The sequence below is a fragment of the Aliiglaciecola sp. NS0011-25 genome, assembly GCF_040370605.1.
GTDB lineage: Bacteria > Pseudomonadota > Gammaproteobacteria > Enterobacterales > Alteromonadaceae > Aliiglaciecola > Aliiglaciecola lipolytica_A.
This window is the reverse complement of record NZ_BAABWR010000019.1, coordinates 19,229-46,006: the sequence shown is the minus strand read 5'-3', so window position 1 is coordinate 46,006 and position 26,778 is coordinate 19,229. Positions and strand designations below refer to the sequence as shown.

Genomic DNA, 26,778 nt, shown 5'->3' with positions numbered 1-26,778 from the left:
AGTTACCGCAAGTACACTGATTACTCGTGCAACGGTACTATAGAGATCTTATGTCAAATCCCTGCGATTACCTTATTTACAACGTTCAAATAGCTACTATGTTGACTGGCTCTGCCCCCTATGGCGAAATAAAAAATGGCTGCATCGCAATAGACGGCGAGCGCATCGTTTATGTTGGTGAATTGTCTAATTTTTCTGGAAATGCGAAAAGCAAATTTGATGGCGGTGGAAAGTGGATATTACCCGGCTTTATCGATTGTCATACTCATCTAGTGTATGGCGGTGACCGTGCCAATGAATTTGAAAGGCGACTCAACGGTGAAAGTTATCAAAGTATTGCTGCTAAAGGTGGTGGCATAAAAAGTACCGTAAGCGCTACCCGTAAAGCGACAGCAGATGAGTTATTAGCGTCTGCAATATTAAGGGCTACTGCGTTAGTCAATGAAGGTGTCACAACGTTGGAAGTCAAATCAGGTTACGGTTTGGACTTAGACACTGAAATAAAAATGCTACAAGTTGCGAAAAAATTAAGTGACGAATTACCCGTTAAGATTCTTGCAACTTACTTGGGTGCCCATGCGTTGCCAGCCGAATTCGCTCAGGACGCGGATGCTTATATTGATTTCGTTTGTGAGGAGGTCATGCCTAAAATAAGCGAATTAAAGTTAGCTGACAGTGTGGATGTGTTTTGTGAAAGTATCGGTTTTAGTCCAGCTCAATGTGAGCGAGTATTTAAAGCTGCTCAACAGTTTGGGCTAACGATTAAAGCTCATGTAGAACAACTTAGTGATTTAAAAGGTGCGAAGTTAGCATGTGATTATCATGCTTTATCCGTTGATCACATTGAATATCTGCCTGCATCTGATGTATTTAATTTAAAGCTATCCGATACTGTTGCAGTTTTGCTTCCTGGCGCGTTTTACTTTCTAAATGAAACACAGAAGCCGCCCATTGAAGCATTACGAAAGCAACAAGTACCAATGGCTATAGCCACCGATTTAAACCCCGGAAGTTCTCCTATCGCATCAATTCTCACCTGTGCCAACATGGCTTGTGTGTTATTCGCACTAACCCCTGAAGAAGCATTGCGAGGCATTACCGTAAACGCTGCCAAAGCGTTAGGCTTAAAAGACCGGGGAGAAATAAAAGCTGGGTGCCGAGCCGATTTGTGTTTATGGGATATTTCCCATCCAGCGCAACTCGTTTATACAGTAAATCAATACAAACCCGTTAGTAAATGGTTTGGAGGCAAGCTTGTTTAGTCAAAATTCTCATTTTCATTGGACTGGACGAGTCGACAATGAAGGCGGAATTAACAGCCGTCGCTGGCATCAAGTCATGGAACAAACCACGTCGCAAACGGATATCGCTTTATTGGGATTTAGTTGTGATCTTGGTGTGGCAGTCAATAAAGGCCGAGTAGGGGCGAAAGCCGGTCCTAACGCGATTCGCGCTAGTCTGTGTAGTTTGGCTTGGCATTTAGACAAATCAATTAAAGATCTGGGAAACGTGGACTCCCAGCATAACCTGGAAGAAGCGCAACACAATTATTCTCAACAAATTAATGCTGCGTTAAATTCATCAGCGTTTGTAATTGGTTTGGGCGGCGGACACGAAATTGCCTTGGCCAGTTACTCTGGCTTACGCAAAAATGTGCAGGCTAAAACAAAACCTAAAATAGGCATTATCAATTTCGACGCGCATTTTGACTTGCGCATACCGTCGCCTAATGCAAGTTCTGGTACCGCTTTTTACCAAATAGCGCAAGCTTGTAAACAATACACTGACGCATTTCATTATACCTGTTTGGGCGTTGCTAAACCGGCTAATACGCAAGCATTGTTTCAATGCGCGCAAACACTAAAGGTAGGCTATTTATTAGATGAAGATTGTCAGTTAGATGCGGCGAAATCGTTGCTTACACCTATGCTGCAAGAGGTTGACGAACTTTATGTTACTGTTTGTTTAGACGCTTTTTCTGCGTCCCTTGCTCCTGGTGTTAGCGCGCCAAGCTCTTTCGGTATTTCGCTGCCTTTTGTTATATCCATCATTCGATGGTTGAGCACCCAGCAAGTACAAATGAATTTTAAATGGAGGTTAATGGATATTGCAGAACTGAATCCAGTATTCGATATTGATTCTCGAACCGCTAAGTTAGCGGCTCGTATTTTGTTTGAATCAGTTCATGCAAAAGCAGAGAGTATCGACAATAGCGTTTAATTTAAATTTTGCAGGTACCAATCTGCTACTAGTTTTCGCTCTTCATTTGTCATTTGAGTTTTATTTAAAAAGGGCATATCACGAGTCACGAATACCCGTTGATAAATGACGCTTAATTTGTTTTCCACATCTTTCCAATCATCCATAACTAAGCCCAGTGGAGGCGACGGAAACATGGGGTCTGTTGGTGTTTTTGAATGACAAGAAACGCAGTGGCTATCTAACACTTGTTTCACTTGGCTTTGAGAGACTAATTCCGTGCCTTGCTTAGTTTGTGGCTCTGATGTGGTTAATATATTCGGAGCAGAAACCCAAATTGCAATTGCCAGCATAGCCACAGCACCACTAATTAAGATTGAAGGTTTAAATACACCGAGATGTTTTAAATTGAAAAAGTGTCTTATCCATGCCGAAACCACACATAGTGCTATCAACACTAGCCAGTTCTGCTCGTGTAAATAAGTCATGGGATAATGATTGCTAATCATGATGAACAAGATAGGTAGGGTGAGGTAGTTGTTGTGTACTGAGCGTAACTTAGCTTTCTCTCCCCAGCTTGGGTCGACCTCTTGTTTGTTCTTTACGGCATCAACCATGGCTCTTTGTGACGGCATGATTTGCAAGAAGACGTTTGCCACCATGATAGTTCCAATCAGCGCTCCGATATGTATGTAAGCGCCACGCCCGCTAAACCATTGGGTTGCCAACCAAGCCGCAACAGTTAACAGTATTAATAGAAAGATCGCGAATAACAATGGGCTTTTTGCTAACGGACTGCGGCAGGCTACTTCATATATCAACATGCCGCCAAATATTAACCCTAAACCCATTAATACAGCTTGGCTTTGGGTTAACTCCATAATATTAGGATCGATTAAAAAAGCAGACGCTCCAAAGTAATAAACTAAAATAAGTAAACTAAATCCACTTATCCAAGTGGTATAGGCTTCCCATTTAAACCAATGTAAGGTTTCTGGGATTTTTTCAGGGCCGTATTGATATTTAGCGACTTCGTAAAAGCCACCTCCATGAACCGCCCACAAATCGCCTTTAATGCCTTTGTTCTTTTTCCATTCCGGTGGTTGCTGTAAGTTGTTATCTAACCAAATAAAGTAAAATGATGCGCCAATCCAAGCCACACCCGCGATAACGTGAAACCAACGAATAAACAACGATACCCAGTCCATCCAAACCATTTAATTGCTCCTCGTGGGTTGTTTAAACACCGCTTTTCCGGCGATGTAAGTGGCTTCAGTGGTTCTTTCATCTGCCAACATGCTCAATGCAAATAACACATCAGAGGGTAAGTTGACAGTCCCTTCTGTTATTAAAGAATCTGTTCTTATTTCACTAAGCTGACTAAATTTAGGATCCAGTACGACAAAATCTGCATGACTACCTGGATTTAAATTACCAATACTATGTTCCAGATCTAATGACGCTGCGGTACCTTGGGTCATCATATAAAGGCCACTTAATGCAGACAGCTTACAATGATTAAGTTGGCAAACTTTATAAGCATCCCCCATGGTCCTTAGCATATTAAACGAAGTGCCGGCACCAACATCGGTCGCCAACGCGACATTTACAGATGATTGCCTTGCTTTGTCTAGGTTAAATAAGCCGCTGCCTAAGAACAAATTAGAAGAGGGGCAAAAGGCAATAGTTGCTTGTGTTTGCGCCAATAAATCCCATTCAGCTTGCTGTAAATGAATACAATGACCAAACACACTGCCTTTTCTGACTAGGTGATGATGATCATATACATCTAAATAGTGTTGATGTTGTGGATAAAGTTCTTTTACCCACGCAATTTCATGCATATTCTCAGATAGGTGAGTTTGAATATATACATCTTGGTATTGTTGCGCTAATTCGCCTAAAGACGCTAACTGCGCTTCAGTGCTTGTTGGTGCGAATCTTGGTGTTAATGCGTATTTAGTGCGATTTTTGTTATGCCATTTTTCAATCAGTTCAGCGCTGTCTTTTTGCGCTGACGTTGGACAGTCTTGTAAATCTTCAGGACAGTTTCGGTCCATGCAGACTTTACCAGCAATCAGCGCCATTTGATGTGCAGTCGCGGCGCTAAAAAGTGCATCCGTAGCTTGCTTATGCACGCTGGAATACACCATTGCAGTAGTGGTTCCGTTACAAAATAACTGGCTTAAAAATAACTCAGCCATGGCATGGGCATAGTCATGGTTCTGAAACTTAGTTTCTGTCGGGAAAGTAAAGTTTTGTAACCATTGCAGTAACTGTTCACCATAGCTAGCTATCATCTCGGTCTGTGGGAAATGTAAATGGCTATCAATGAAGCCTGGAACTAACAACTTACCTCGGTAGTCTTCAACCGCTAAAGACACATACTCGTCGGGCAACGCTGAATAGTGGCCAATTGCTTCGATTTTACCGTTACGCGTAACCAAATAGCCGTCCTTATAGAACGCGTAACCCTCATCTGGAGAGCTTGTTGTCAAAGGGAAGTGCAAAATACTACTGCGAAATATTTGTAAATCTGATTTCATATAGTATTAGCTGCCTCGGTAACTACTGAAACCGTACGGCGATATCAATAAAGGGACATGATAATGGCCGCCGTCTTCAGGTAAATTAAAGCTGACATCAACGAATGGGTAGAAACTCTCACCGTGTTTTTCGATTAAATAGTTTTCTACATAAAAGCGCAATTGATATTGACCAGCAATAAAATTAACGTCGCTCCATTGATTACAACGTCCATCATTATCCGTTTGAGCGTCAATAATTTTGCCATCAGGAGTCGTGAGTTGTAGGGCTAAATCTGGCACAGGTTTTCCCGCTGCCGTATCAAGTACGTGACTAGATAAGCTATTCATAGATTTCTTCTCTGTTTAGGCGGTTAAGCCTTTTTTGATTCTTAATAGTGCAATTTTTAGCTGTTGCTCTGCTGCTAACCCAATTTCAGTTTTACGATCGTTATGAATGCGCTTCTGAATCGCAGCTAACATGTTCTCAGCGCTTTGTCCGGTGGCACAAATAATGAAAATAAACTGATTTTTTTCAAGGTACTGCTGATTTAAGCGGTGAAGTTCCTGTAACACTTTTGGAGCTGCGCCTATGGCACTGGCTTGTTCTTGTTCCGCTAAAGCGGAAGTATTAGCAAACTTAGCTTCTAAGGTTGCAATATCTCCGATCATTGGATGGGCTTTAAAGGCTTCTAAATAGTCTTCCTCAGTGAGTGAAGGCCATTTATGACTAGCGACCTCGTTAATTTGTTCAATTGATGTGAAAGGTCGAGACTGCACCATGAATGTAGACCAAACAGAGGATTCACAGCAACTTTTAAACCATGTGTAAGCTTCGTGGTCTGGTAATTTATTGAGTTCATCTAAGGTCATAATAATTTCGCTATTTCTTTGGTTTGTAACCAAGCAGCTTGGCTATTTTGCGATTCATTTGATTCATGTTTATTGAGTAAGCCAATGAGTTGACCGGCAATAGAGACGGCAACTTCAATAGGGCGTTTACCTGGAATATCAGTAATACCAACAGGACAGACTAATTTTTCTAGCATTGGGGCGCTAATCCCATGAATAGCTAAGCGTGTTCGAAAACGTTTGGCTTTTGTTGCAGAACCAATCAAACCTAAATATTCAACACTATCGATATTTAACGCTTTGTGGACCAGTTCAAAATCCAATTGGTGATCATGGGTCATAACCAATACGTAATTGACTGGGTATTCATCCAAAGCGTCGGTGCAATCTTCTGCAATTAAGGCGCTTACATTGGTGGGTAACTGAAGTTCTGATTTATCTACTTCATCAAACATCTCTTGGCGTGAATCAACCCAGACAATATTCAAAGGAAGTTGCGATATTATCGGCACTAGCGCCTGAGCGACGTGACCTGCGCCGAAAAGCATTAACTGATTAACGTGCTGGCAGAATACTTCAAATAATACATGAGTCGCACCGCCACAGCATTGGGCTAATTTAGCACCTAAAGGAAAATACTCTACATGTTGACTTTGGCTTTTTAGGGTGAGTAATTCGCGGGCTTTTTTAATCGATAAATGTTCAAGTTGACCACCGCCAATGGTGTCAAAAATCCGATCTTCGGTTACCACCATTTTGGTACCTTGCGCTCGAGGCGTTGATCCTACAGACCCCATTACGGTCAACACAACATAAGCTTTTGCGTTATTTTGGCAGTGCATTACACCATCAAACCACTGGTTCTTCATCATGCTGGAGTGTCCATCGAAGTACGGATGTTTTGACAAGCTTTTAGAATTTTCTCAGGGGTGGCCGGGGTATTTAATTGTGGATCTAATGCATAGTTAGAAACACTGGAAATTGCATCCTTAATTGCACACCAAACGGATATCGCCAACATCAAAGGTGGTTCGCCCACCGCTTTAGAGTTGTATATGGTATTTTCAGTGTTGGCGTGGGGATAAAGTTCGACATTAAATTCCCTAGGGGTATCACCAATTGCTGGAATCTTATAAGTTGCGGGATTATTACTAATTAGTTTACCGGTTTTATCCCACAATAATTCTTCGCTGGTCAACCAACCCATGCCTTGTATAAATCCTCCTTCAATTTGGCCAATGTCGATGGCTGGATTGAGGCTGTTACCGACATCATGGAGAATATCCACACGTTCTACTCGCATTTCACCGGTTAGGGTATCAATTAGCACTTCGCTACACGAGGCGCCGTAAGCAAAATAGAAAAAAGGACGCCCTTTGCCTGTTTCCCGATCGTAATGAATTTTTGGGGTTTGGTAGAAGCCGGTAGTTGAAAGTGATATGCGCTCAAAATAGGCTGCTTGGATCAATTCGGCAAAGGGGATTTTAAAATCCTGAATACAAACATGCTGATCGACAAACTCTACATCATTGACGCTTACAGATTGTTGGTTTGTATTTTGTTGTTGCGCCGATTGTCTTGCGAATAGCGCGAGCATTAATGGCGCTAAACGTTGTTTAATTTCAATACACGCATTTTGCGCGGCTTTACCATTCATATCTGTACCACTAGATGCAGCGGTGGGAGAGGTATTGGGCACTTTATCGGTGCGTGTTGCTGTTACCTCTATTTTATCAATTGGCAAGCCAAACTCGTTCGCTACCACTTGCGCCACTTTAGTATGTAACCCTTGACCCATTTCGGTGCCGCCATGGTTTACTTGAATACTACCGTCAGTGTAAACATGCAACAGCGCACCCGCTTGATTAAGGTGTTTAGCGGTAAATGAAATACCAAATTTTACCGGAGTTAATGCCAAACCTTTTTTAATAATAGGGCTGGATTGATTGAATTCTTGGATTTGTTTTCTGCGATTCCAATAATCACTGCTGTGTTCCAATTTTTCGAGCAAATCAGGCAGAACATTTTGCCCGATTGGCATTCCATAATGGGTTTCATTTACCCCAACGTTTTGGTACAAGTTGCGTTTTCTAGCAGTGAGCGGGTCTATTTTTCTATGCCGAGCAATCTTATCTAGCATGTCTTCAGCAACTATCATTCCTTGGGGGCCACCAAATCCTCTGAAAGCGGTATGAGATACTTTATTGGTTCTGCATCTATGTCCAACCACTTCGGTTTGACCGAGGTAGTAGCCGTTGTCAACGTGAAACATTGCACGGTCAACTATTGCATCAGATAAATCAGGGGAGTGTCCGCAATCACCATTAATTTCAAATTCACTGGATTGAATGAGTCCGTTTTGATCAATGTTCACTTTATATTTGTTAGTAAATGGGTGACGTTTCCCTGTCACCTGCATATCCTGCATTCTCGGTAGGCGTATTTTTACTGGCACTGATTGACGATGGGCCAAAATCGCGGCTATGCATGCCCATTGTGCTGCTTGTGTCTCTTTACCACCAAATCCGCCACCCATGCGACGCATATCAACGGTGACTTTGTTGATTGATACATCTAGCACTTCAGCAACCAATTTTTGCACTTCGCTTGGATGTTGACTAGATGTATAGATCATCATTCGATCTTCTTCTTGGGGAATAGCAACTGAAACTTGACCTTCGAGGTATAAATGTTCTTGGCCACCTACCTCTAAACAGGATTCAATTTGCTCAATATTGTTGTTCTTAATTTGAGATGGGAGGGTCTGTTGCATTTTGTGCGCAGGACGCACAAATTCCTGTTTTTGATGAGCTTCTTCAGTGCTCAAGGTTGCCGATGATGGGCTATATTCAATCTCGGCGTTTAGAACAGCTTGTCTAGCTAATCGAGTAGATGTGGCTAAAACTGCGAAAATAGCCTGACCATTAAACGAAATTTGATCGCTGGTGAGTATGGGATCGCCTTTAAATACAGGCCCAATGTCTGTGTGCCCTGGAACATCCTCAACTGTAATTACATCGACTACGCCAGGGCTAGCCCAGACTTTTGATAAGTCCAGTTTTTGAATCTGCCCACAAGCGATCTTGCTCGTTCCGATAGCAGCGAATAAGGTATTGGCTGGTAAATTTTTATCATCAACATAAATGGCTTTACCTGTAACGTGACGATTAGCACTATCATGTTTACTGGATGTTCCAATCTTGCCACTAGGTGTTTTGTCGATTGCCAGATCAATTAATTTACGCATGATTTACCACCCGTGTTTCAATTATATTATTTTGTTGGGTGTTCTCTAACCAGAATCGATGCCATAAATTCACCACTAAATCAGTGCGATATTGGGCCGAAGCGCGCACATCGTCCATTGGTTTAAATGCATTTTGCAAAAGCTGCTTACCCAATTCTAGGGTTTCAGAGGCGTTCCATGTTGCGCCTTGCATTGCTTGTGCAAATTCGTTCGCAGTTACCGGAGTCGCAGCAACACCTCCAAATCCGGTACTTATATTTTCAATTTTATTGTCTTTTATAACAACATGAAAAACGGCGCAAACAGCGGAAATGTCATCCTCCATGCGTTTTGAAACCTTGTAGGCTTTTAAAACTGCGTTTGTTTGCAACAGGGGGAGATGAACAGAATCAATCCATTCCCCGTTTTGTAGCGCTGTTTTACGATAATCTAGAAAAAACGATCTGGCGGGCACTTGTCTGGTGGCATTGCCATTGTCTAACAATATTTGCGCATTTAATGCCAACAGAACCGGCGGCATATCACCAATGGGAGAGGCGTTAGCTACATTTCCACCAAGGGTTGCTTGATTCCGAATAGGCACAGAAGCAAATCGCCACAATAATTCGTCTAAGCTTGGGAAGTGACTCAGTAGTGTGGGTTCGATTTGGTTAAATGGTAGTGCTGCCCCAATCTGTAAATGGGTATCTGTGACTGTTAATTTGTTTAGTTCTGGAACAGATTTAAGGTCAATCAAACAGTCCAAATTGTTTAATTGTTGGGTCACCTCTAATGCCAGATCAGTGCTGCCTGCAACATAACGAGCTTCAGGGTAGGTTTTGACCAGGTCCGCTAATGCTTGTCGTGTAGTCGGTACATATAGCCCATCTAATCCCGCATTCTGATTTTTGATGGCCTTTAAACTTTCTATTGTTTGCTGTTCAACCTGATCAAATTTGTCGGCGGTTTTAGATTGGCAACTATTTAGCGCTGCATCGATAATAGGGCGGTATCCTGTGCAACGGCATAGGTTGCCCGATAATGCCAACTCCACATTGTGTCGGCTGTTTGGCTTGTCTTGATGATATAAAGCAAAAAGCGACATCACAAAACCAGGTGTGCAAAAACCACATTGAGAGCCATGCTGTTCTACCATTGCCGATTGCACCGGGTGCAATTGCTTGCCATCAGACAAATGTTCTACAGTGATAAGTTGTTTACCCTGCAAAGCACTGGTAAAAGTAACGCAGCTATTGATTGACTTGTATTCAATACCATCTTGTTGCTCATTCAATTGCGCTAATACTACAGTACAAGCACCGCAATCACCTGAAGCACATCCTTCTTTAGTACCACACAACCCTTGATGTTCACGAAGGTAGTCTAAAACCGTTAAATCTGTTTCCACTGAGTCAATATCAGTCTTCACATTGTTAAGTAAAAATTGAACCATAGTTTTTCCCGACTACCGATTGGTTATCCATTATCTTATATATCAATGTTCTAGATTATTTGAACAAACTAATATTGCGAATTTTTGTTTTGCTTGATTACCTTTATACATATAATATAAAACCTGACCAGCTGGTCAACTTATATTGAATGTAATTGATGATTTTATTTAAAATAGTTTGCATGGCGACTTAGAAATGCCAAGAACTAATGATACATTGTCAAAAGGAAGATAGATGCATGCCTTAAAAGGCTTCAACCTTCAATAACAGAAATAATGGACCATGACTGATAATAAAATCAATAAAGAAGGCCGAATAGGCGCAGCAAACAAACAATTAATATTAAATGCAGCAGAACATGAGTTCGCAAAACATGGATTTAAAGGCACTCGCATTCAGCAAGTTGCTGATAGAGCGCAATTACCTAAAACCAATGTTCTTTATTATTTTAAGAGTAAAGAAAACCTATATCTTGCAGTTTTACAGCAAATCTTAGAATTATGGAACTCGGTTTTTGATGAAGCTACTAAAGATGATGATCCAGCGGAAGTGTTAGCCAGATACATAAAAGATAAAATGGAATTTTCATTAGTTAGACCAGAAGCTTCTCGGATATTCGCATTAGAGATCATCAACGGTGCTCCAAATCTTTACGGTTTTTACAAAGACCAACATGCAGCTTGGATGAAGGGGAGAGTTGAAGTTATTAAGCATTGGATGGATGAAGGTAAAATTCAAGTTTCCAATGCCCATTATTTGCTTTACCACATCTGGGCGTGTTGTCAGCACTATGCAGATTTTGCAGCACAAATTACTCACCTTGAGGGTAAAGAAATGGATAGAGCGGAATTTGAAAATGCGACTAAGTCGATTATAAGTTTAATTTTGAAGGGTTGTAGTTTAGACATACCTGAGCAATATCGATAAGAAGGAATAGAAATATGCAATCCTATCCTCGTGATCTCAAAGGGTACGGGCAATTCCCACCAAAGCCTAAATGGCCTAATAAAGCTAAAATTGCCATTCAGTTTGTGTTGAATTACGAAGAAGGTGGTGAAAACTGCGTATTACATGGAGATGAATTCTCAGAAATATTCCTGTCTGAAATCATAGGTGCCAAAGCCTATGCAGATAGACACCAAAGCATGGAAACCTTATATGAATATGGTAGTCGAGCCGGTTTTTGGCGGATTTATCGTTTACTCAACGAGTTGAATGTCCCGGTAACCGTTTTTGGTGTCACCATGGCGTTGCAGCGAAATCCAGAAGCTGTAGAGGCGATGTTAGCGTCGAATTGGGAAATTGCTAGTCATGCCATGCGTTGGATTGACTATCAAAATATGCCAATTGAAAAGGAGCGTAAGTTGATTGATGCGTCAATCCATTTACACGAGAAAATAACCGGCACTAACCCTAGCGGCTGGTATACCGGCAGAACCAGTCCGAACACCCTTAAGTTAATCGCAGAACGAGATGATATTGTTTACTGTGCAGACAGCTACGCCGATGATTTGCCTTATTACGACCATCACTATAGTAAACCGCTTTTGATTGTTCCTTATACCCTTGATACCAATGACATGCGTTTTGCTACACCCCAAGGGTTTAATAATGGCGAGATGTTCTATCAATATTTAAAAGACGCATTTGATACTTTATATTTGGAAGGGGAACATAGCCCTAAAATGTTGTCGATTGGTTTGCATTGTCGAATTATAGGTCGTCCTGCAAGAATAGCAGCGCTGCGTCGTTTTATTGAATATGTGCAGAGCTTTGAAGATGTGTGGATGTGTACCAGAGAGCAAATAGCCCAGCATTGGCTAACTCACTTTCCCGTGGAACAATCAAAGCGATAATAAAGAGCAGATATGAACAACTTAATTCAACTATTACCAAAAACGGAATTGCATCTTCATATCGAAGGTACTTTAGAGCCTGATTTATTACTTGAGCTGAGTAAAAAACACAAGCTTAAATTACCTTATCAAAGCATCGACGAAATTCATAAGGCGTACAATTTTGAAGATCTACAAAGCTTTTTAGATCTGTATTATTTAGGCGCATCTGTGTTGGTTGACGAAGATGATTTTTATCAGTTGATGTGGCGTTATTTGCTGAAGTGCAAAGAACAAAATATTGTTCACACTGAAATGATGTTCGATCCTCAAACCCATACGCAAAGAGGGATTGCTTTCGAAACGTTTATGTCTGGGTTTATTCGCGCCATTGAGGATGCGAAGCAACAATGGGGTCAATCTAGTTTGTTGATAATGTCATTTTTACGGCATTTAAGTGAGCAAGAAGCCATCGATACTTTACAATCCGCTATTCCTTATTTTGAGCATATCGATGCAGTAGGATTGGATAGTTCAGAATTAGGTAATCCACCTGAAAAATTTGCGCAGGTATTCGAACAAGCCAGAACCCTTGGTTTGCCGTGTGTCGCCCATGCCGGAGAAGAAGGACCGGCGGATTATATTTGGCAAGCCCTCAATTTACTGAAAGTAGATAGAATCGATCACGGCGTTAGAAGCAGTGATGATCCTAAATTGATAAAAACACTGGCAGAGTTGCAAATGCCGTTAACTGTGTGTCCTTTATCAAACACTAAACTTTGCGTGTTCGATGATATGTCAGAGCACAATATTCTCGAGCTATTAGAAAAAGATATTCTAGTCACTGTGAATTCAGATGATCCTAGTTATTTTGGTGGCTACTTAAATGAGAACTACCTAGCGTTACACCAGGCGCTCAATTTAAACCAAGAACAACTTATAACCTTAGTTAAAAACGGCTTCACAGGAAGTTTCCTTTCAGCGCAAGAAAAACAGCAATGGGTGCAGGAAATAGACAAACTAATCCAAACCCGAATTTAACATCACTACCGCTAAACTAGTGTTGGCGAGTTAAGCGTTTAATCAGTGTTTTATGCTGTGGAAAATCTTTTATCAATGTTTGTCTTTCCGCTAATTGCATATCTTCATACTCAAATCCAGGAGCTACGGCCTCACCAATCAATCCATATCCGTTTTCACCTGTTACCGAAATGGTTGAGGCTTTCCACACACCGCCTTTTACAACAAACTGGTACTCATGTCCGGCAAGTACGTCAGGACCCAACACTTTCGTTTCTAAACTCCCATCAGGGTGTATAAGATAATAAGTGATTGGATCACCGGCATGAAAATAATGCATGATGTCTGACGTATTGCGATGAAAGTGCCCTATGGGACTATCCGCAGTGAGTAGGTAATATATTGACGTCATCGTCACCCTAGAGCCCTTTGGCGTGTTGACTAGAGGTTGACTGTCTGCTTTAAATGTTTGTTTGAAGTATCCACCTTCGACATGTGGTTCCAGAGCTAATTTTTCGACTAATTGTTTAATTGTTGGATTTTGCTTATGTTCTGCCATATTGACTTGCTGAATACTTTGTTGTGCACAAGCACCTAAGGATAACGCTAAAAAACTTGCAGTGAGATAATATATGGGTAACTTCATTAATATGCTTTGAGTCGGTTTAATTAGGTTACTTACTATATCAAGGAGTTTAAGAATGACGCAATTGGCTAAAACACCTTCACCGCCATATTATGCGGTTATTTTTACGTCGTTGCGCACTGAGGTTGACGAGGATTATGCTGCCACGTCAATCAAAATGCTTGGGTTAGCGCAGCAAATTGATGGTTATTTAGGGGTGGAATCAGCGAGGGAAGAATTAGGCATTACGGTATCCTATTGGCGTGATCTAAAATCTATTCAAAATTGGAAGAAACAACAAGACCATCTGGCTGCCCAGGCATTGGGAAAACAAAAATGGTACCGATCGTATTCAGTAAGAATAGCTAAAGTAGAGAGAGATTATGAATTCTGAGCAGAGTCAAACAAATAGGGCGCTTATTAACCCAGAACAATTGCAGTTGTTATTAAACACTGAATCGGTACAAATGCTGTTTACTGATGTTGCCTTTCCGGTGAATTACGTTAGTAAACAAAGTGAAAAGTGTTATATACCTGACTCCAAACTATTCGATTTTGATTCCGTTTTTGTAGATAAAGACAGTGGTCTACCTCATTCACTACCCACGCCGACTTACTTTGCACAGCAGATGTCTAAGCTTGGTATTAGTAATAATGCTACTTTGGTTATTTATGATGACCAAGGCAGCTTTAGTGCACCAAGGGCATGGTGGATGTTAAAAATTATGGGGCATAAACGAGTATTTGTTTTGGATGGAGGACTTCAAGCTTGGGTTGATGCCGGTTTCAAAGTGCAACCAACACTCCTTCAAAATCCGCAAAAAACCAATTACCAAGTAAAATTCAACTCTGATTTGTTGGTGAATAAACAACACATTATGGACAACTTGAGTAACCCTGATTTCACGGTTGTTGATGCTCGAAGTCCTGCTAGATTCAATGGTACAGAGGCTGAACCTAGGAAAGGAGTAAGAAGTGGGCATATACCACATTCACATAATTTGCATTATGCCCAACTACTTAATGACGGTAAGTTCATTGACACAGCGAGTATTAGGCGACTTTTTAAACCTTTTACTAATGCTGCAAATGTCCAGATTCACTTTTCCTGTGGTTCAGGTGTCACCGCTTGTATACTCGCCCTAGCGGCTTACCAAATAGGCATAGAAAACTGGAGTGTCTATGATGGGTCTTGGAGCGAGTGGGGGGCTGATCCACTTTGTCCCATCGAATAAATATCGAAATTAATGGTGAAATTAGTTTGCTCTAGGCTACAAGCTCGCTACTTTCACCATATTGCTTTGCTAATTGGTCAACATATGACTTTAGCACTAATAAAGTATCATTAACGTCTTCGAAGTTAACTGATTCTGCAGGGTTATGGCTAATCCCTTTCGCGCATCTCACAAATAACATACCAGTAGGACACAGTTCGGCCATTGCCATGGCATCGTGACCAGCTCCCGAACTCAACACAAAGGGTTTTATTCTGTTCATTGCGCAGGCTGATTCAAGCTGCGACATGATGTCTGGGTGGCAGAGTGTCGCATCGGCTTCATGGGTCAGATGTTCGGTTACAGTAAGGCCCCTTATTTGCGCTATATACTCAACTTTTTGTTTGATCTGTTCGATGCATAGGTCACGTTTGCTATTATCTAAACTTCGTACATCTAAGCTAATATCTACTTTACCACTAATTACGTTAACGGCATTTGTTAGCGATTGAATCTGTCCTACAGTGGCAACAACTTCATGCTCAATTGCGGCTTGTTCTATTGCCAAAATCATTTCAGCAGCACCTGCAATCGCGTCTTGACGTAAGGCCATAGGCACGGTTCCCGCATGACCTGCGTGACCCTCTATCTCTATTTTGTAACGTTTTGCGCCAGCAATTCCGCTGACAATTCCCACCGGTAGATTTTGACTTTCAAGTACAGGGCCTTGCTCAATATGCACTTCAACAAAACCCAACAAATTACTTTGCGCTCTGCTCGCATTGTGAATATTGTTAATATTCAGCCCAAAATCTCTCAGTGCGGTGGCTACGGTTAATCCGTCTTTGTCCAGTAAACTGGCCCATCTATCTTGCCAAGTACCAGCCACAGCTCTGCTGCCTAATAAAGTCGTACCGAAACGGGTGCCTTCTTCATCGGCAAAGCCAACAATTTCTAAGTTAAAGGGTAACGTAATGGAATTATCAGCAAACCATTGCACCAATCCTAATGGTAAAAGTACACCAAGGATGCCATCGTATTTACCACTGTTAGGAACAGTGTCTAAATGACTACCTACTATTAACGTTTCGGCATCAGGGCAAGGGCTTTTATAGCATCCCCATTGATTGCCGGCCTCATCTTGCCATGTTTGCATGTTGGCCTGTTCCATCCAACTTGCTACTAATTGATTTGCGAGTTTATGTTCATTCGTCAAATAGCGACGATCTATGTATTCAGGACTTTGACTAATCAAAGCCAATTCGTCACATCGTTTGAGGACAGTTTGAACATAGGAAGTAAACATCTTTAGTTCTCCTCATTAGTGTAAACATCAAACGCCATATCAGTGGCTAGTCCAGACTGCAATTGATGACCAGCACGCCTTAAGGTGTTTTCAAGTGCTTGTAAAGTATGTAAAACCGTGTCTTTTCTGGCGTTATAACCCATGGTTCCAATGCGCCAAATTTTGCCGTGTAACGGGCCGAATGAAGTACCTATCTCAATGTTATATTGGTGTAGAAGTTGTTCACGAATTTGCTCGCCATTCACATTGTCTGGAATATAAACTCCTACAACATTGTTCATTTTATGAGTTAAATCGCCAAAGGGTTTTAAGTTCAAACCTTTAACACCGGCGAGCATAGCGTCACCATGTAATTTGTGCCGCTTAATACTGTTTTCTATGCCTTCGTCCAATAATTGGAGGGCGCACTCTCTGGCTGCGTATAACATTGATGTTGCTTCAGTATGATGATTAAGGCGTTCTTCTCCCCAATAATCCAAAATCATCGGAATATCGAAATAGTTAGAACGAATACGTAAACCTAATCCATCAGCATGTTGTTCGTTTCGAATTCCTGCTTCAACGTGTTGTCTGCGCCTAACCCTTTGCACGTATTTTTCACTTAAGGTTATAGGTGCACTGCCGGACGGGCCGCCAAGACATTTTTGTAACCCGACTGAAACGGCATCTAATTTCCATTCATCAGTTTTAAACGGATTACCACCAATAGATGCTGTGGCATCGCTGTAAAATAACACGTCATACTTTTCACAAATTTCACCAATATTTTCTAATGGCTGAAGCATGGTTGTAGAGGTGTCACCTTGAACTAAAGCCAAGACTTTAGGGCGTATCTTTTTGATTGCTTGTTCAATTTGTTCGGGCTTGAAAACTTCCCCCCAAGGAGCTTCAATAATATGAACCTTTGCACCTGCACGTTCACTAATTTCAGCTAATAAATGCCCAAAACGTCCAAATACGGGTACTAAAACATCGTCGCCGGGTTCAATGCATGAAACCAAAACAGCTTCTATACCCGCTCTGGATGTCCCGTCGATTAACAATGTCGCTTCATTGTCGGTGTTAAAAACACCTCGGTATAACGACATAACTTCGTTCATATAGCCTGTCATAACGGGATCGTATTGACCTACCAACTGGGTCGACATGGCATTCAGTACTCGTGGATAACAATTTATTGGACCAGGCCCCATTAAAAGGCGCGGTGGAGGACTAAGTAAAGACATGATTCTCCTTAAAGTAGAACTTGAGCAAGCATTCGACCGCCCGTAATTAATAGTGCAACAGCAAACACTCTTTTCAGTAAATTGCCATCAAGTTTAGCGCCAAGTGATGCGCCCACTGGAGCAAAAAGTACGGTAAGAGGAACGATGCAAACAAAGCCGACTAAATTGACTAATCCATAGGTAAAAATAGGGGCATCTACCGGTGTTTGACCAAAAATCAACATAGTTAGCGCACCTGGCAACGAGATTAATAATCCAATCGCTGCTGCCGTTCCTACCGCTTTGTGTGCCGGATAATTAAAACTGGTTAAAATTGGCACGGATAGGGTTCCGCCACCGATACCAACCATGGAGCTCAGCATGCCAATGATACTGGCAATTAGGCTTTGGCCCGCTCGGTTAGGAAGTTGGTTAAAAATTGGAGGTTTGGATGCTCTAAATAGCATGTTTAACGCCGCAAGGGTGGCAATAATCGCAAACATCAGCGTTAACCAATAACCATTTACAATGGTCACCAAGAAGCTACCGACTAGGACACCTAGTAACACAAACATCCACCAAAATTTTAATAATTCGAAATCAACATTGCCTTTTTTGCGATGGGAGCGAATCGAACTAACGGATGTGGGTACAATAGTGGCCAATGACGTCGCAGTGGCAATTAACATGGCAGAGCTGGGATCAACACCAAAATGTTGAAACAAGAAATACAGCACTGGCACTATCACGATTCCGCCACCGACACCCAGTAAACCCGCTAATATACCTGCGAACACACCAGTCGCCATCAACGCCAGTATAGTAGGGTAATTTTCGATTATTAAATCCATGTACTTTTACTTCTCTTGTTTAGTAAGGAAATGCTTTACCGTCGCTACGTGGATCGGTAGCTGCGCTCACTTTGCCATCAGGATTATGCACAATCATCCCAGCATGCCCCATCATTTCATTGTTTGGAGGTACTATTGCTATATCATGGCCTTTCGCCTGCAAAGATTCGATCACTAAGGGATCAAGGTCTTCCTCAATTTTCAAATTGTGTGATTGATCCCCCCAAGTTCGACCTAGTAGCCAACGAGGGGATTCAATTGCTTTATCCATGGGCAAGTTTTGAAAAACATGACGACTAAAAATCGCAGCTTGTGTTTGCGGTTGACCTTCGCCACCCATAGTGCCGTAGCTAATTCGTCGACCATCATGTAATTCTGCAAATGCAGGGTTAAGGGTATGAAATGGTTTTAAACCAGGTTTTAAATATTGGTTCGAATTAACATCTAAGCTAAATGATGTACCTCGGTTGTTCCAAACAATCCCTGTAGAATCGGAAACAACGCCACTTCCATATTCCCAGTATAAACTTTGAATGTAGCTCACCATTCTGCCAGAGCTATCACATGCACCCATCCAAACCGTGTCACCTAGTTTGGCTTCGTTTGGCCAATCTAAGGCTTTAGTTGCGCTGATTTTGGTTGCTAATTCATCAATAATAGATTGTTCAAGCATGTCCGATAATGGGCGTTCTAATCGGCTCTCATCAGTCACAAATTGATTGCGTATTAGGAATGCCTGTTTGGTGCATTCCACTAATAGATGCGGATATTCGTGTTCTCCAGCGGCCAAATGTTTAACCTTGTCAAACAAAGCTAAAATTAATAAAGAGGCTACGCCCTGTGTGGGTGCGCCAAGGTTGTAGAGTTTACCAAGGGAAACATCAACACTAAGTGGGGTAACTAACTTTGCTTGATAGTCAATGAAGTCTTGTTCACGAAGTGGTGACCCTGAGGCCGTTAAATCAGCTGCTAATTTTTGGCCAATTTCTCCACGGTAAAAATCGTCCAAACCTCTTTCAGCTAGTTGAGAAAGGGTTTTTGCCAATTTGGGTAATTTTACTATTTTTCCCTTTTTAAGGGCTTTTCCTTTAATTAAAAATTGCTCAAAAGGCGGGCTTTGATGCAAATCATCAAAGGTCTTAAAACTTGCATCCGTTAAACTTTGAGTAACTTCTAAGCCCCATTCAGCTTGTCCAATTGCGGTGGATAATAGTTCTTCTAAAGGTTTATTAGCTTGCCATTGTTGGCTAATTTCAAGCGCTTTTTGCCAACCCGAAACCGCACCAGCCATTGTCAATGCAGCCTTTCCACCTCTCGATGGTATTTCGCTAAGATCTTGGTAGAACTCTGAGGTCGCAAGGGCCGCAGCACATCCGCTGGCGTCAATGCCGATTGGCGCTTTACCAGGTTCGCTAATTAACCAAAATCCGTCTCCGCCTAAACCATTCATATGTGGGTAAACTACTGCTATAGATGCTGCAGCTGCAACCATGGCTTCAATGGCTGTACCACCTGTGTCTAAAATATGTTGACCGGCCTGAGCTGCTGCATAATGCGGAGCAGTAAACCCTGTTGTGGTCGATGTATGTTCCAGATTTTGTATTTTATGTTTCATTCAGCAGTTTCCATAAGCTTCTGACCTAAACTTAGCAATGCTAAGTCGCTATTTTTAGGACCTAAAATCGACAAACCATAGGCTGTATTATCATTTTTAAATAACGGCATATGTAATTGTGGACAACCCGTTAAACCGGCTATACAGGTGAATTGCATTAGCTTTTTTCGATATTCTGCAATTTCTGATGCGGAGGTATCTAATCTTGGCGCAGGACCCGGTGTAGTGGGTAGTATTAAATACCGGTCTTGTTTTAACAGTGAAGAAATGTCTGTTTGCAATTTTTGCTGTTGCTGAATTGCCGACAATTCATCTTCTTTTGTTAACGTTTCACACCATTCAAAGCGTTGTTGAATATCTTCGGCAAACTTGGGTCGTGAGTTTATTATCCAATCACCATGAGTTTGCCAGATTTCTCTTCCTTGTAAAACTCTAAATGCGTTAGCGGCTTGTTCTACAGTTTCCGCGGATATCTCTTTGTCTTTTACCCAGCAACCATTAAATTTGCTTTGAAGCCAATTAAAAATTTCTTGCCTATGCTGACTAAGTTCCACAAGTTCACTGAGTACAACCGGAGTATTAAGAGATTTACTGTCTTCTTGTTGATCTGGTATCAGACATTTAGCGATAGCTAACGCATCTTGAATCGTATTGGTTATAAAACCAGCGGTATCGAAAGAGGGCGCGAGCGGCACAACCCCTTTTAATGATATTACTCCGTGGGTAGGTCTAAAGCCGACTAAATTATTATAACTCGCTGGTACACGAATAGATCCACCGGTATCTGTGCCTAAACCAATTCGGGCTAGATTACGCCCAACAGCAACAACAGAGCCACTTGATGAACCACCACTAATACGTTCTTCGTCCAAGCAATTAACCAGTTCAGGATAATGTATATTCTGACCGTTAAGACTGTAAGCTAATTCGTCAGTGATAGTTTTACCCACAAATTCGGCACCGGCTTCTAATAAACAGGCGACAGTCTCCGACGTTTGCGTTGGAACCGGATGTGTAGCTGCCCAATCTGGGTTGCCGGCGGTTGTGACAATGCCGTCAATATCAAACAAATCTTTAACCGCCAAAGTCCAACCTTTTAAGGGCTGTGATTTCGAACGATGACTAGTTTTGTTTATATCTAAGTTAACGGGCAGTACAAATGGCGAGTGAAATGAAGACTTCATGAAACCAAACTTAATTAAACATAGCCTTATGAAACAACTGTTTCACCAATTAGTCAAGAGAAACAGTTGATTAAATGGTGGTTTTTACTCTAATTCGTCTAATTGTTTGAATAAATTGGAAATTGCATCAATACGATTTTGTTCAGCGTACCTATCGGAATTGAGAACTTGATTGCATATAACTGAAATTACACTCATAGGAGCAGAGTAGCTGTCTAAGGGTAATTCTTGTCCTAGTTGACATATAAATAATTGGTTTACCTTTTCTTTGTATATTTGTGCCGAGGGGTCGGCCATTAATACAAGTTGTTTTTTAGGGATAAGATCTATCAATTTTTCAACAATTTTGGGGCGTCGACGAAAGGCAATAATAATGACTAATTCGTCGTTAGAGATATCTTCAATTTCTTCACCAAGGGTTTGACCAGGAAGGGGTAAAAGCCTTACTTTTCCTCGTACTTGCAGAAGCTGTTGGCGAAAATGCATCGCCACCGGGTAGCTATTTCTAAAGCCAATTAAGGTTATTCTAGAAGCAAGTGTTATCGACTCTACTAGTTGAGTAATATCTTCAGGTTTTACATTATCCCAAGTTTGTCTTATTCGATCTAATTCTTGAGTGATATAATCGTTGTTCTTATGCGCCGTGCCTAACGGCATACCAGCATTACGAGCTTGGCGCATTTGATCTTTTACTTGTTGAAGGTTGTCATAACCTAACTGCCGAAAGAAACGACTTACGGTTGCTTTAGAGGTGAGGGTGATTTGCGCTATTTCAGCTACAGATAAATTTAAAACATCAGTTGGGTTTTGTTGCAGATAATTAGCAATTTTACGCCCATTTGGTGACAGCTGCTGGTAAGATTGAGAGATAAGCGCTACAAATTTTGATTTTGGCAAACCATTTTCCAAGATAATGAGTTAATCCAGATCTAGTGTAACCAAAAGCGCGTCATCTACAAAGTTTAAACGCTTCAAAATCAAGGAATATAGTACAAATCATGTTTAAAGGGTTTACAAAATCATCCAAGGTGGTGGTGTTAACTGGCGCTGGCATTTCCGCCGAGTCAGGTTTGAAAACGTTTAGAGATAATGATGGTTTATGGGAAAAGCACCGTGTTGAAGATGTTGCAACTCCTGAAGCATTTGAACGTAATCCCGACTTGGTCTATCGTTTTTACAATCAGCGCAGAGCGCAATTACAGTCGCCAGAAATCGCCCCTAATAAAGGTCATTTAGCATTGGCTGAATTAGAGGAGTATTTAGCAGACAACTTTCTTTTAATTACCCAGAATGTTGATAATTTGCATGAAAGAGCAGGCTCAAAACGACTTTTACATATGCACGGCGACTTATTAAGTTACCGCTGTTTAGGAAGTCAAAAAGTAACAGAAACTTTTGATTCTTACGATCAAAATAGTCAATGTGATTGTTGCCATCAACCGAATATGGTTCGACCGAATATTGTGTGGTTTGGTGAAATGCCAATGTATATGGACGAAATATCTGAAGCATTAGCAAAAGCCGATCTTTTTATATCTGTAGGGACTTCCGGAAACGTGTATCCTGCTGCTGGGTTTGTTCAACAGGCGAGTCTTTATGGTGCCCATTGTGTTGAGCTAAATTTAGAACCAAGTAACGGTTTTAGTGCGTTTTCAGAGAGTCACTATGGACCTGCTACAGAAGTTATTCCTGATTATATAGATTCGCTAATAAAGCCATGATTTTTCCTGATTTATCCCCATATTGGTTAGAGTTCGCTGCTATTGCTAGCTTACATTTTTTTGCGGTTGCCAGTCCTGGTCCTGATTTTGCTGTGGTTTTAAAACAAAGTATAAGTAGTGGAAGGCGTTCTGCTATGTATACCAGTGTGGGTGTCGGCGCGGGAATTTTGATCCATGTTGCTTACTCTTTATTGGGCATTGGTATCTTAATTAAAACCACACCATGGCTATTTCAAGTATTTGCCTATTTGGCGGCAGCTTACTTGCTGTATTTGGGCTGGGGGGCTGTCCGCAGTGTGCCAAATAGATTAGAAAATGATGTATCATTGCAAGCACAACCAATTGAGAAACAGGTTACTTCTGATAAAAAGTCTTTCTTAATTGGCTTTATGACAAATGGATTAAACCCTAAAGCTACTTTGTTTTTTCTAACCGTATTTGCAGTTGCTGTAGCCCCACAAACTCCAATGCTAATAAAATTTAGCTACGGCATTTATTTAGCTTTTGCGACGGGCATATGGTTTTGTTTTTTGTCGTACATAATGAGTGGCTCTAAAATTCGCTCTTCATTACTGAAAAATGGTTATATTTTTGATCGAATCATGGGCGTTATTCTAATTGTATTAGCCATTAACCTCCTTTTGTCCACTTAATTTAACGAATGAAATATTGATGTTTAAACTCATACAAAAAAACTATTCAGAACTTATTAAACAGAACTTAAATGGTGAATATAACTTTAACTTGAAGAATATATTGGCCAAGGGATTTAAAAATACTACTGGTAGTATTTTAATTTTCTTGCAAATGTTACTGGTGGTTTTTGGACTAAGTTTGTTAATTGCAACGGCATTTTTCAAATTTAATGATATACAGACCATGGAACAAGTAACTCAAAGTCATCTGATGACATTGGATTTAATTATTCAAATGGTTTTAGCGCCTGTCACTGCAGCATTGATGTTACAAGGAGCTCGGTCTCATCTGAAGCGAGTGGGTTCTGTTAAGTTTTTATTCTCAACCATTCCACAAGCAATCCCTATATGTTTGGTAACCGCATTTATAATCATAATAACTAAAGCTGGGATGACGTTATTTATCTTGCCTGGTTTATATTTAATGATCGCTACGAGTTTTGCAGTATTATTGGTAGCAGATAAAAAGTTCACACCAATAGATGCATTATTACTTTCTATTAAGATGGTAAACCGTTATTTATTCCCGTTCACTATTTTATATGTCGTATTTTTATTGTTGTTGCTACTTTCGATAGTTTCTTTTGGGATTGGTTTGCTACTGTTTTTACCCTATTACTATAATATTAATGGTTTATTGTATTGTGAACTTTTTGGTTACGGTAACAGTACAGACAATAACAATTTAAACGATGAGACCCAACAACAAGGGTCTGATGGAGATACTACATTTGATGCATAACGTTGACTTTCCAGGCCCTAGACGGATTCTCTATTTGGGAATAATCTGGGTGTTTGGCGCTGTAGTGTTAAGTTACCCATTTTTATTTCCACCAAAGGAGTTAGATCCTTTTGATGAGCAAAATATCGCTCCTTATGTAGAACAAAAAATGCCTAACTTCGCTAAGATACAATCAATTACGGAACGGAAAAAAGCATTTTTCGACTATTTGTTACCTGCAATTCATCATCACAATAAAGTGATTATTCAAAAACGGGATTTTCTGAATGAAATAAAAAACGCAATTGAACAACAATTGCCTTTTAGTTATTTGCAGCAAAAGAGACTCGATTCACTAGTGAAAGAATATCGCGTTGACCCTGACGACGATTTGAATTCAATCGTGGACCGATTAATGCGTCGAATAGACATTATTCCTGTTGAGTTGGTGCTTATGCAAGCAGCGAACGAGTCAGCTTGGGGAACCTCTCGATTTGCTCAAAAAGGTTATAATTTTTTTGGACTTTGGTGTTTCCGAAAAGGGTGCGGTTTTGTACCAAAACGGCGAAATGAAGATGCCGCTCATGAGGTGGCTAAGTTTAAAAGTTTGGATCACGCAGTGAGTACCTATTTCCGCAATTTAAATCGACATGATGCGTATAAAGAGTTAAGGGCGATTCGTCTATCTTTGCGTGAAAACGACAAACAAATTACAGCAGAAAAGCTAGCCAAAGGGTTGAAAAGTTACTCCCAGCGGGGTGATGAATATATCGAAGAGTTAATCAATATGATACGTTTCAATAGGAAGTTTTTACCAGTATGAAAATCTTAAGTTTTACCTTAGTGTTGTTTAGTTTTTGTGGTTTGGCTTTTGCTGATACACTTTCAGTTGAATACTCAAGTTTTTACAGTCACCTTAAAAAAATCGATAATGAAGAAACACCTGCATTGCAATTTGCATTTGGTTTTAAAAACGTCAGAAATGGCGATTTATGTGAAATTAAAACCGCTAACATAGTCACTCAAAAAGTCACACTACCTGTTATAGTAACGCCTGAAAACCGGTTTTTGTTACCCACCGAAAAAGCATTAAGCCAAGCTAAAGCAATTGTCGAATTTGAACTAGTAGAAAATAATAATCAATGTGACATGTCAGTTCAGTTGGAAACTAAACCTTCTTATTTAAAACAGCAATATACACATCAAGAGTTACAAGATTTGTATCAGCAATACACAGTGTTTTTTGATGATATGGGCAGCTTTTTGTCGTTCCTAATGCCGTCAGTTACCGGCTTGCAGTTTTATTTCGATAATGTTGACAGAGACTCTATTCCTGCCGAAATTTATCTCGATGAACATCATGCAGTAATTACCGGAGACTGGCTAGAGCAGGGCAATCAGATCCAGTTTTCTGAAGCCCCATATCGCGTGACAGCAATAACCAAATAACGATATCCGTTGAGTGAATTAGTCGAGACGCAATTGATATTTAATCTGCGCAGCAACACGGTTGACGCTTTGACGCCCCTCTTCAATTAACTCAGCCGCGCGATGAAACTCCATAATGCCAAAGTCGCGTAACTGGGGTTCAATTAGTATATCGGGGGGATCGCCAGCTAATCGCGAGCGGGTGACTCTTGCCTGAAGGATATCTAACGAACTGGACATGACACCTAACATACTAGGGGTATTGTCAGTTAATTTAACATTTGATGATTTTTGCGTCGCCGTTACTTGCTCCGGCGTTTCTACCTGAGTTTCTGAGGTGGTTATTTGCTCTTCACTATTGGCGTCAAAGTCAGAATCCAGTGCCATGTTTTCTAGATCTTCTAAAGATTCAAGCTCATCATCGTCCATATCATTGTCTTTTTTGAACTTGCCACTGAAAAGACGCTGCATAAACGACTGACTTTTATTAAAAAAATCATTGGTTCGTTTTTGATTATTTTCATGTTCCATTTGATATTGAGCTTGAACTTCAGGCCTAAAATCTGCACTTAGATTAACCGCAAAAACAAAGTCAGCACCTAGTTGCCGACAAAGATTTACCGGCACTGGGTTGACCACAGCACCATCCACTAGCCAACGGCCTTTGTGCGCAATGGGTGGAAACAGGGCAGGTATTGCACAGGATGCTCTAACCGCATCCGCAATAGGACCTTGAGTAAATGAAACCTCTTTACCACTATATAAATCGGTCGCCACAACACCTAAGGGTTTGGATAAGTGTTCAAAGTCTCGTTCGCAAAAATTGTCTTCGAGGGCTTTAAACACTTTAATTCCGCTAGCCAGTCCACCTTTACGAAATCCAACCCCTAACAGTCCTAAAACTTGCCACTCAGTTAGAGAGCTTGCCCATTCTGCGAGTGGATCCAGTTTATTGCTTGCATACGCGGCTCCTACATAGGCACCAATGGAACAACCAGCGACCACGTCAACCTTGATGCCTAGTTCTTCTAACGCCTGTATTATACCTATATGCGCCCAACCTCGAGCAGCGCCGCTTCCTAGTGCTAATCCAATTTTCATT

The 26,778-nt window shown here is 41.0% G+C and carries 27 protein-coding genes; 12 read left to right on the top strand and 15 right to left on the bottom strand.

Features of this window, described 5'->3' with window-relative positions; genetic code table 11:
• Nucleotides 1–50: 50 nt before the first annotated feature.
• Both hutI and hutG read left to right on the top strand, forming a co-directional pair.
• Nucleotides 51–1,262 carry an imidazolonepropionase gene (gene hutI / locus ABWV72_RS16120; RefSeq protein ID WP_342804397.1) on the top strand — a complete coding sequence of 404 codons (1,212 nt, stop codon included), beginning with the start codon at nt 51–53 and terminating at the stop codon, nt 1,260–1,262.
• On the top strand, nt 1,255–2,220 hold the full coding sequence (gene hutG, locus ABWV72_RS16115; protein WP_342804396.1) for a formimidoylglutamase: 966 nt from the start codon (nt 1,255–1,257) through the stop codon (nt 2,218–2,220). The genes hutI and hutG overlap by 8 nt, the downstream gene beginning before the upstream one ends.
• Here the strand turns inward: hutG and ABWV72_RS16110 are convergent.
• Genes ABWV72_RS16110 through xdhA form a run of 7 tightly spaced genes read right to left on the bottom strand, consistent with a single transcriptional unit; the run spans nt 2,217 to nt 10,255 of the window.
• Nucleotides 2,217–3,416: a urate hydroxylase PuuD gene (locus tag ABWV72_RS16110; protein WP_303499982.1), complete on the bottom strand. Its 1,200-nt coding sequence runs from the start codon at nt 3,414–3,416 to the stop codon at nt 2,217–2,219. The genes hutG and ABWV72_RS16110 overlap by 4 nt on opposite strands.
• Nucleotides 3,417–4,745 carry a guanine deaminase gene (gene guaD / locus ABWV72_RS16105; protein WP_216046664.1) on the bottom strand — a complete coding sequence of 443 codons (1,329 nt, stop codon included), beginning with the start codon at nt 4,743–4,745 and terminating at the stop codon, nt 3,417–3,419. It abuts the gene before it with no gap.
• A gap of 6 nt (nt 4,746–4,751) precedes the next feature.
• Nucleotides 4,752–5,075: a hydroxyisourate hydrolase gene (gene uraH / locus ABWV72_RS16100; RefSeq protein ID WP_353371714.1), complete on the bottom strand. Its 324-nt coding sequence runs from the start codon at nt 5,073–5,075 to the stop codon at nt 4,752–4,754.
• A 15-nt stretch (nt 5,076–5,090) separates the two neighbouring features.
• On the bottom strand, nt 5,091–5,597 hold the full coding sequence (gene uraD, locus ABWV72_RS16095) for a 2-oxo-4-hydroxy-4-carboxy-5-ureidoimidazoline decarboxylase (protein ID WP_353371712.1): 507 nt from the start codon (nt 5,595–5,597) through the stop codon (nt 5,091–5,093).
• Nucleotides 5,594–6,448: a xanthine dehydrogenase accessory protein XdhC gene (gene xdhC, locus ABWV72_RS16090; protein ID WP_353371710.1), complete on the bottom strand. Its 855-nt coding sequence runs from the start codon at nt 6,446–6,448 to the stop codon at nt 5,594–5,596. Before xdhC ends, uraD begins: the two co-directional genes overlap by 4 nt.
• On the bottom strand, nt 6,445–8,823 hold the full coding sequence (gene xdhB, locus ABWV72_RS16085) for a xanthine dehydrogenase molybdopterin binding subunit (protein ID WP_342804393.1): 2,379 nt from the start codon (nt 8,821–8,823) through the stop codon (nt 6,445–6,447). The genes xdhC and xdhB overlap by 4 nt, the downstream gene beginning before the upstream one ends.
• Nucleotides 8,816–10,255, bottom strand: a complete 1,440-nt coding sequence (gene xdhA, locus ABWV72_RS16080; RefSeq protein ID WP_353371708.1) for a xanthine dehydrogenase small subunit — start codon at nt 10,253–10,255, stop codon at nt 8,816–8,818. Before xdhA ends, xdhB begins: the two co-directional genes overlap by 8 nt.
• 283 nt (nt 10,256–10,538) lie before the next feature.
• On the opposite strand from xdhA, the gene ABWV72_RS16075 reads away from it, so the two are divergent.
• From ABWV72_RS16075 to ABWV72_RS16065, 3 genes are read left to right on the top strand one after another with little or no spacing between them, the layout of a single operon-like run.
• Nucleotides 10,539–11,183 (top strand): TetR family transcriptional regulator C-terminal domain-containing protein, encoded by a 645-nt coding sequence (locus ABWV72_RS16075; protein WP_342804391.1) that lies wholly within the window; start codon nt 10,539–10,541, stop codon nt 11,181–11,183.
• 14 nt (nt 11,184–11,197) lie between these two features.
• On the top strand, nt 11,198–12,112 hold the full coding sequence (gene puuE / locus ABWV72_RS16070; RefSeq protein ID WP_216046657.1) for an allantoinase PuuE: 915 nt from the start codon (nt 11,198–11,200) through the stop codon (nt 12,110–12,112).
• 12 nt (nt 12,113–12,124) lie between these two features.
• A complete protein-coding gene (locus ABWV72_RS16065; RefSeq protein WP_353371705.1) occupies nt 12,125–13,132 on the top strand; it encodes an adenosine deaminase in 1,008 nt (335 codons plus the stop codon).
• A 16-nt stretch (nt 13,133–13,148) separates the two neighbouring features.
• On the opposite strand, the gene ABWV72_RS16060 is transcribed toward ABWV72_RS16065, so the two are convergent.
• Complete coding sequence (locus tag ABWV72_RS16060; RefSeq protein WP_342804390.1) at nt 13,149–13,757, bottom strand: cupin domain-containing protein; 609 nt, start codon at nt 13,755–13,757, stop codon at nt 13,149–13,151.
• Between the two features lie 55 nt (nt 13,758–13,812).
• Here ABWV72_RS16060 and ABWV72_RS16055 point away from each other — a divergent pair, with 55 nt between their 5' ends.
• A complete protein-coding gene (locus ABWV72_RS16055) occupies nt 13,813–14,130 on the top strand; it encodes an antibiotic biosynthesis monooxygenase family protein (protein ID WP_216046654.1) in 318 nt (105 codons plus the stop codon).
• Entirely contained in the window at nt 14,120–14,971 is an 852-nt protein-coding gene (locus ABWV72_RS16050) for a sulfurtransferase (RefSeq protein ID WP_353371702.1), read from the top strand. Before ABWV72_RS16055 ends, ABWV72_RS16050 begins: the two co-directional genes overlap by 11 nt.
• Before the next feature lie 31 nt (nt 14,972–15,002).
• On the opposite strand, the gene ABWV72_RS16045 is transcribed toward ABWV72_RS16050, so the two are convergent.
• From ABWV72_RS16045 to ABWV72_RS16020, 6 genes are all read right to left on the bottom strand, one after another.
• On the bottom strand, nt 15,003–16,256 hold the full coding sequence (locus ABWV72_RS16045; protein WP_353371700.1) for an allantoate amidohydrolase: 1,254 nt from the start codon (nt 16,254–16,256) through the stop codon (nt 15,003–15,005).
• Between the two features lie 2 nt (nt 16,257–16,258).
• Nucleotides 16,259–17,482: a pyridoxal-phosphate-dependent aminotransferase family protein gene (locus tag ABWV72_RS16040; RefSeq protein ID WP_342804388.1), complete on the bottom strand. Its 1,224-nt coding sequence runs from the start codon at nt 17,480–17,482 to the stop codon at nt 16,259–16,261.
• Between the two features lie 8 nt (nt 17,483–17,490).
• Nucleotides 17,491–18,312: a sulfite exporter TauE/SafE family protein gene (locus tag ABWV72_RS16035; protein ID WP_216046650.1), complete on the bottom strand. Its 822-nt coding sequence runs from the start codon at nt 18,310–18,312 to the stop codon at nt 17,491–17,493.
• Between the two features lie 19 nt (nt 18,313–18,331).
• Complete coding sequence (locus ABWV72_RS16030) at nt 18,332–19,927, bottom strand: gamma-glutamyltransferase family protein (RefSeq protein ID WP_353371697.1); 1,596 nt, start codon at nt 19,925–19,927, stop codon at nt 18,332–18,334.
• Nucleotides 19,924–21,111 (bottom strand): amidase, encoded by a 1,188-nt coding sequence (locus ABWV72_RS16025; protein ID WP_353371695.1) that lies wholly within the window; start codon nt 21,109–21,111, stop codon nt 19,924–19,926. The genes ABWV72_RS16030 and ABWV72_RS16025 overlap by 4 nt, the downstream gene beginning before the upstream one ends.
• Before the next feature lie 84 nt (nt 21,112–21,195).
• The gene (locus ABWV72_RS16020) at nt 21,196–22,008 is read right to left on the bottom strand and encodes a MurR/RpiR family transcriptional regulator (RefSeq protein ID WP_353371693.1); all 813 of its coding nucleotides are present in this window, start codon (nt 22,006–22,008) and stop codon (nt 21,196–21,198) included.
• Nucleotides 22,009–22,109: 101 nt separating this feature from the next.
• On the opposite strand from ABWV72_RS16020, the gene cobB reads away from it, so the two are divergent.
• From cobB to ABWV72_RS15995, 5 genes are read left to right on the top strand one after another with little or no spacing between them, the layout of a single operon-like run.
• Entirely contained in the window at nt 22,110–22,832 is a 723-nt protein-coding gene (gene cobB / locus ABWV72_RS16015; protein ID WP_353371691.1) for a Sir2 family NAD+-dependent deacetylase, read from the top strand.
• Nucleotides 22,829–23,485 carry a LysE family translocator gene (locus ABWV72_RS16010; RefSeq protein WP_216046645.1) on the top strand — a complete coding sequence of 219 codons (657 nt, stop codon included), beginning with the start codon at nt 22,829–22,831 and terminating at the stop codon, nt 23,483–23,485. Before cobB ends, ABWV72_RS16010 begins: the two co-directional genes overlap by 4 nt.
• A 19-nt stretch (nt 23,486–23,504) precedes the next feature.
• A complete protein-coding gene (locus ABWV72_RS16005) occupies nt 23,505–24,269 on the top strand; it encodes a DUF975 family protein (protein ID WP_216046644.1) in 765 nt (254 codons plus the stop codon).
• Nucleotides 24,262–25,071, top strand: a complete 810-nt coding sequence (locus ABWV72_RS16000) for a glucosaminidase domain-containing protein (protein WP_216046760.1) — start codon at nt 24,262–24,264, stop codon at nt 25,069–25,071. The genes ABWV72_RS16005 and ABWV72_RS16000 overlap by 8 nt, the downstream gene beginning before the upstream one ends.
• Nucleotides 25,068–25,697, top strand: a complete 630-nt coding sequence (locus ABWV72_RS15995) for a DUF2987 domain-containing protein (protein WP_353371689.1) — start codon at nt 25,068–25,070, stop codon at nt 25,695–25,697. Before ABWV72_RS16000 ends, ABWV72_RS15995 begins: the two co-directional genes overlap by 4 nt.
• Before the next feature lie 18 nt (nt 25,698–25,715).
• On the opposite strand, the gene ABWV72_RS15990 is transcribed toward ABWV72_RS15995, so the two are convergent.
• Complete coding sequence (locus ABWV72_RS15990; RefSeq protein WP_216046642.1) at nt 25,716–26,777, bottom strand: patatin-like phospholipase family protein; 1,062 nt, start codon at nt 26,775–26,777, stop codon at nt 25,716–25,718.
• Nucleotide 26,778: the final 1 nt, after the last annotated feature.

Bases quoted from the DNA above. Each gene is read 5' to 3' on its own strand.
- ABWV72_RS16060 (WP_342804390.1), bottom strand. From the start codon at position 13,757: ATGAAGTTACCCATATATTATCTCACTGCAAGTTTTTTAGCGTTATCC.
- ABWV72_RS16055 (WP_216046654.1), top strand. From the start codon at position 13,813: ATGACGCAATTGGCTAAAACACCTTCACCGCCATATTATGCGGTTATT.
- xdhC (WP_353371710.1), bottom strand. From the start codon at position 6,448: ATGATGAAGAACCAGTGGTTTGATGGTGTAATGCACTGCCAAAATAAC.
- puuE (WP_216046657.1), top strand. From the start codon at position 11,198: ATGCAATCCTATCCTCGTGATCTCAAAGGGTACGGGCAATTCCCACCA.
- ABWV72_RS16040 (WP_342804388.1), bottom strand. From the start codon at position 17,482: ATGTCTTTACTTAGTCCTCCACCGCGCCTTTTAATGGGGCCTGGTCCA.
- hutI (WP_342804397.1), top strand. From the start codon at position 51: ATGTCAAATCCCTGCGATTACCTTATTTACAACGTTCAAATAGCTACT.
- ABWV72_RS16005 (WP_216046644.1), top strand. From the start codon at position 23,505: ATGTTTAAACTCATACAAAAAAACTATTCAGAACTTATTAAACAGAAC.
- ABWV72_RS16065 (WP_353371705.1), top strand. From the start codon at position 12,125: ATGAACAACTTAATTCAACTATTACCAAAAACGGAATTGCATCTTCAT.
- ABWV72_RS16030 (WP_353371697.1), bottom strand. From the start codon at position 19,927: ATGAAACATAAAATACAAAATCTGGAACATACATCGACCACAACAGGG.
- ABWV72_RS16000 (WP_216046760.1), top strand. From the start codon at position 24,262: ATGCATAACGTTGACTTTCCAGGCCCTAGACGGATTCTCTATTTGGGA.
- ABWV72_RS15990 (WP_216046642.1), bottom strand. From the start codon at position 26,777: ATGAAAATTGGATTAGCACTAGGAAGCGGCGCTGCTCGAGGTTGGGCG.
- uraD (WP_353371712.1), bottom strand. From the start codon at position 5,597: ATGACCTTAGATGAACTCAATAAATTACCAGACCACGAAGCTTACACA.
- ABWV72_RS16010 (WP_216046645.1), top strand. From the start codon at position 22,829: ATGATTTTTCCTGATTTATCCCCATATTGGTTAGAGTTCGCTGCTATT.
- ABWV72_RS16075 (WP_342804391.1), top strand. From the start codon at position 10,539: ATGACTGATAATAAAATCAATAAAGAAGGCCGAATAGGCGCAGCAAAC.
- guaD (WP_216046664.1), bottom strand. From the start codon at position 4,745: ATGAAATCAGATTTACAAATATTTCGCAGTAGTATTTTGCACTTCCCT.
- ABWV72_RS15995 (WP_353371689.1), top strand. From the start codon at position 25,068: ATGAAAATCTTAAGTTTTACCTTAGTGTTGTTTAGTTTTTGTGGTTTG.
- cobB (WP_353371691.1), top strand. From the start codon at position 22,110: ATGTTTAAAGGGTTTACAAAATCATCCAAGGTGGTGGTGTTAACTGGC.
- xdhB (WP_342804393.1), bottom strand. From the start codon at position 8,823: ATGCGTAAATTAATTGATCTGGCAATCGACAAAACACCTAGTGGCAAG.
- ABWV72_RS16045 (WP_353371700.1), bottom strand. From the start codon at position 16,256: ATGTTTACTTCCTATGTTCAAACTGTCCTCAAACGATGTGACGAATTG.
- ABWV72_RS16025 (WP_353371695.1), bottom strand. From the start codon at position 21,111: ATGAAGTCTTCATTTCACTCGCCATTTGTACTGCCCGTTAACTTAGAT.
- uraH (WP_353371714.1), bottom strand. From the start codon at position 5,075: ATGAATAGCTTATCTAGTCACGTACTTGATACGGCAGCGGGAAAACCT.
- xdhA (WP_353371708.1), bottom strand. From the start codon at position 10,255: ATGGTTCAATTTTTACTTAACAATGTGAAGACTGATATTGACTCAGTG.
- ABWV72_RS16050 (WP_353371702.1), top strand. From the start codon at position 14,120: ATGAATTCTGAGCAGAGTCAAACAAATAGGGCGCTTATTAACCCAGAA.
- ABWV72_RS16110 (WP_303499982.1), bottom strand. From the start codon at position 3,416: ATGGTTTGGATGGACTGGGTATCGTTGTTTATTCGTTGGTTTCACGTT.
- ABWV72_RS16035 (WP_216046650.1), bottom strand. From the start codon at position 18,312: ATGGATTTAATAATCGAAAATTACCCTACTATACTGGCGTTGATGGCG.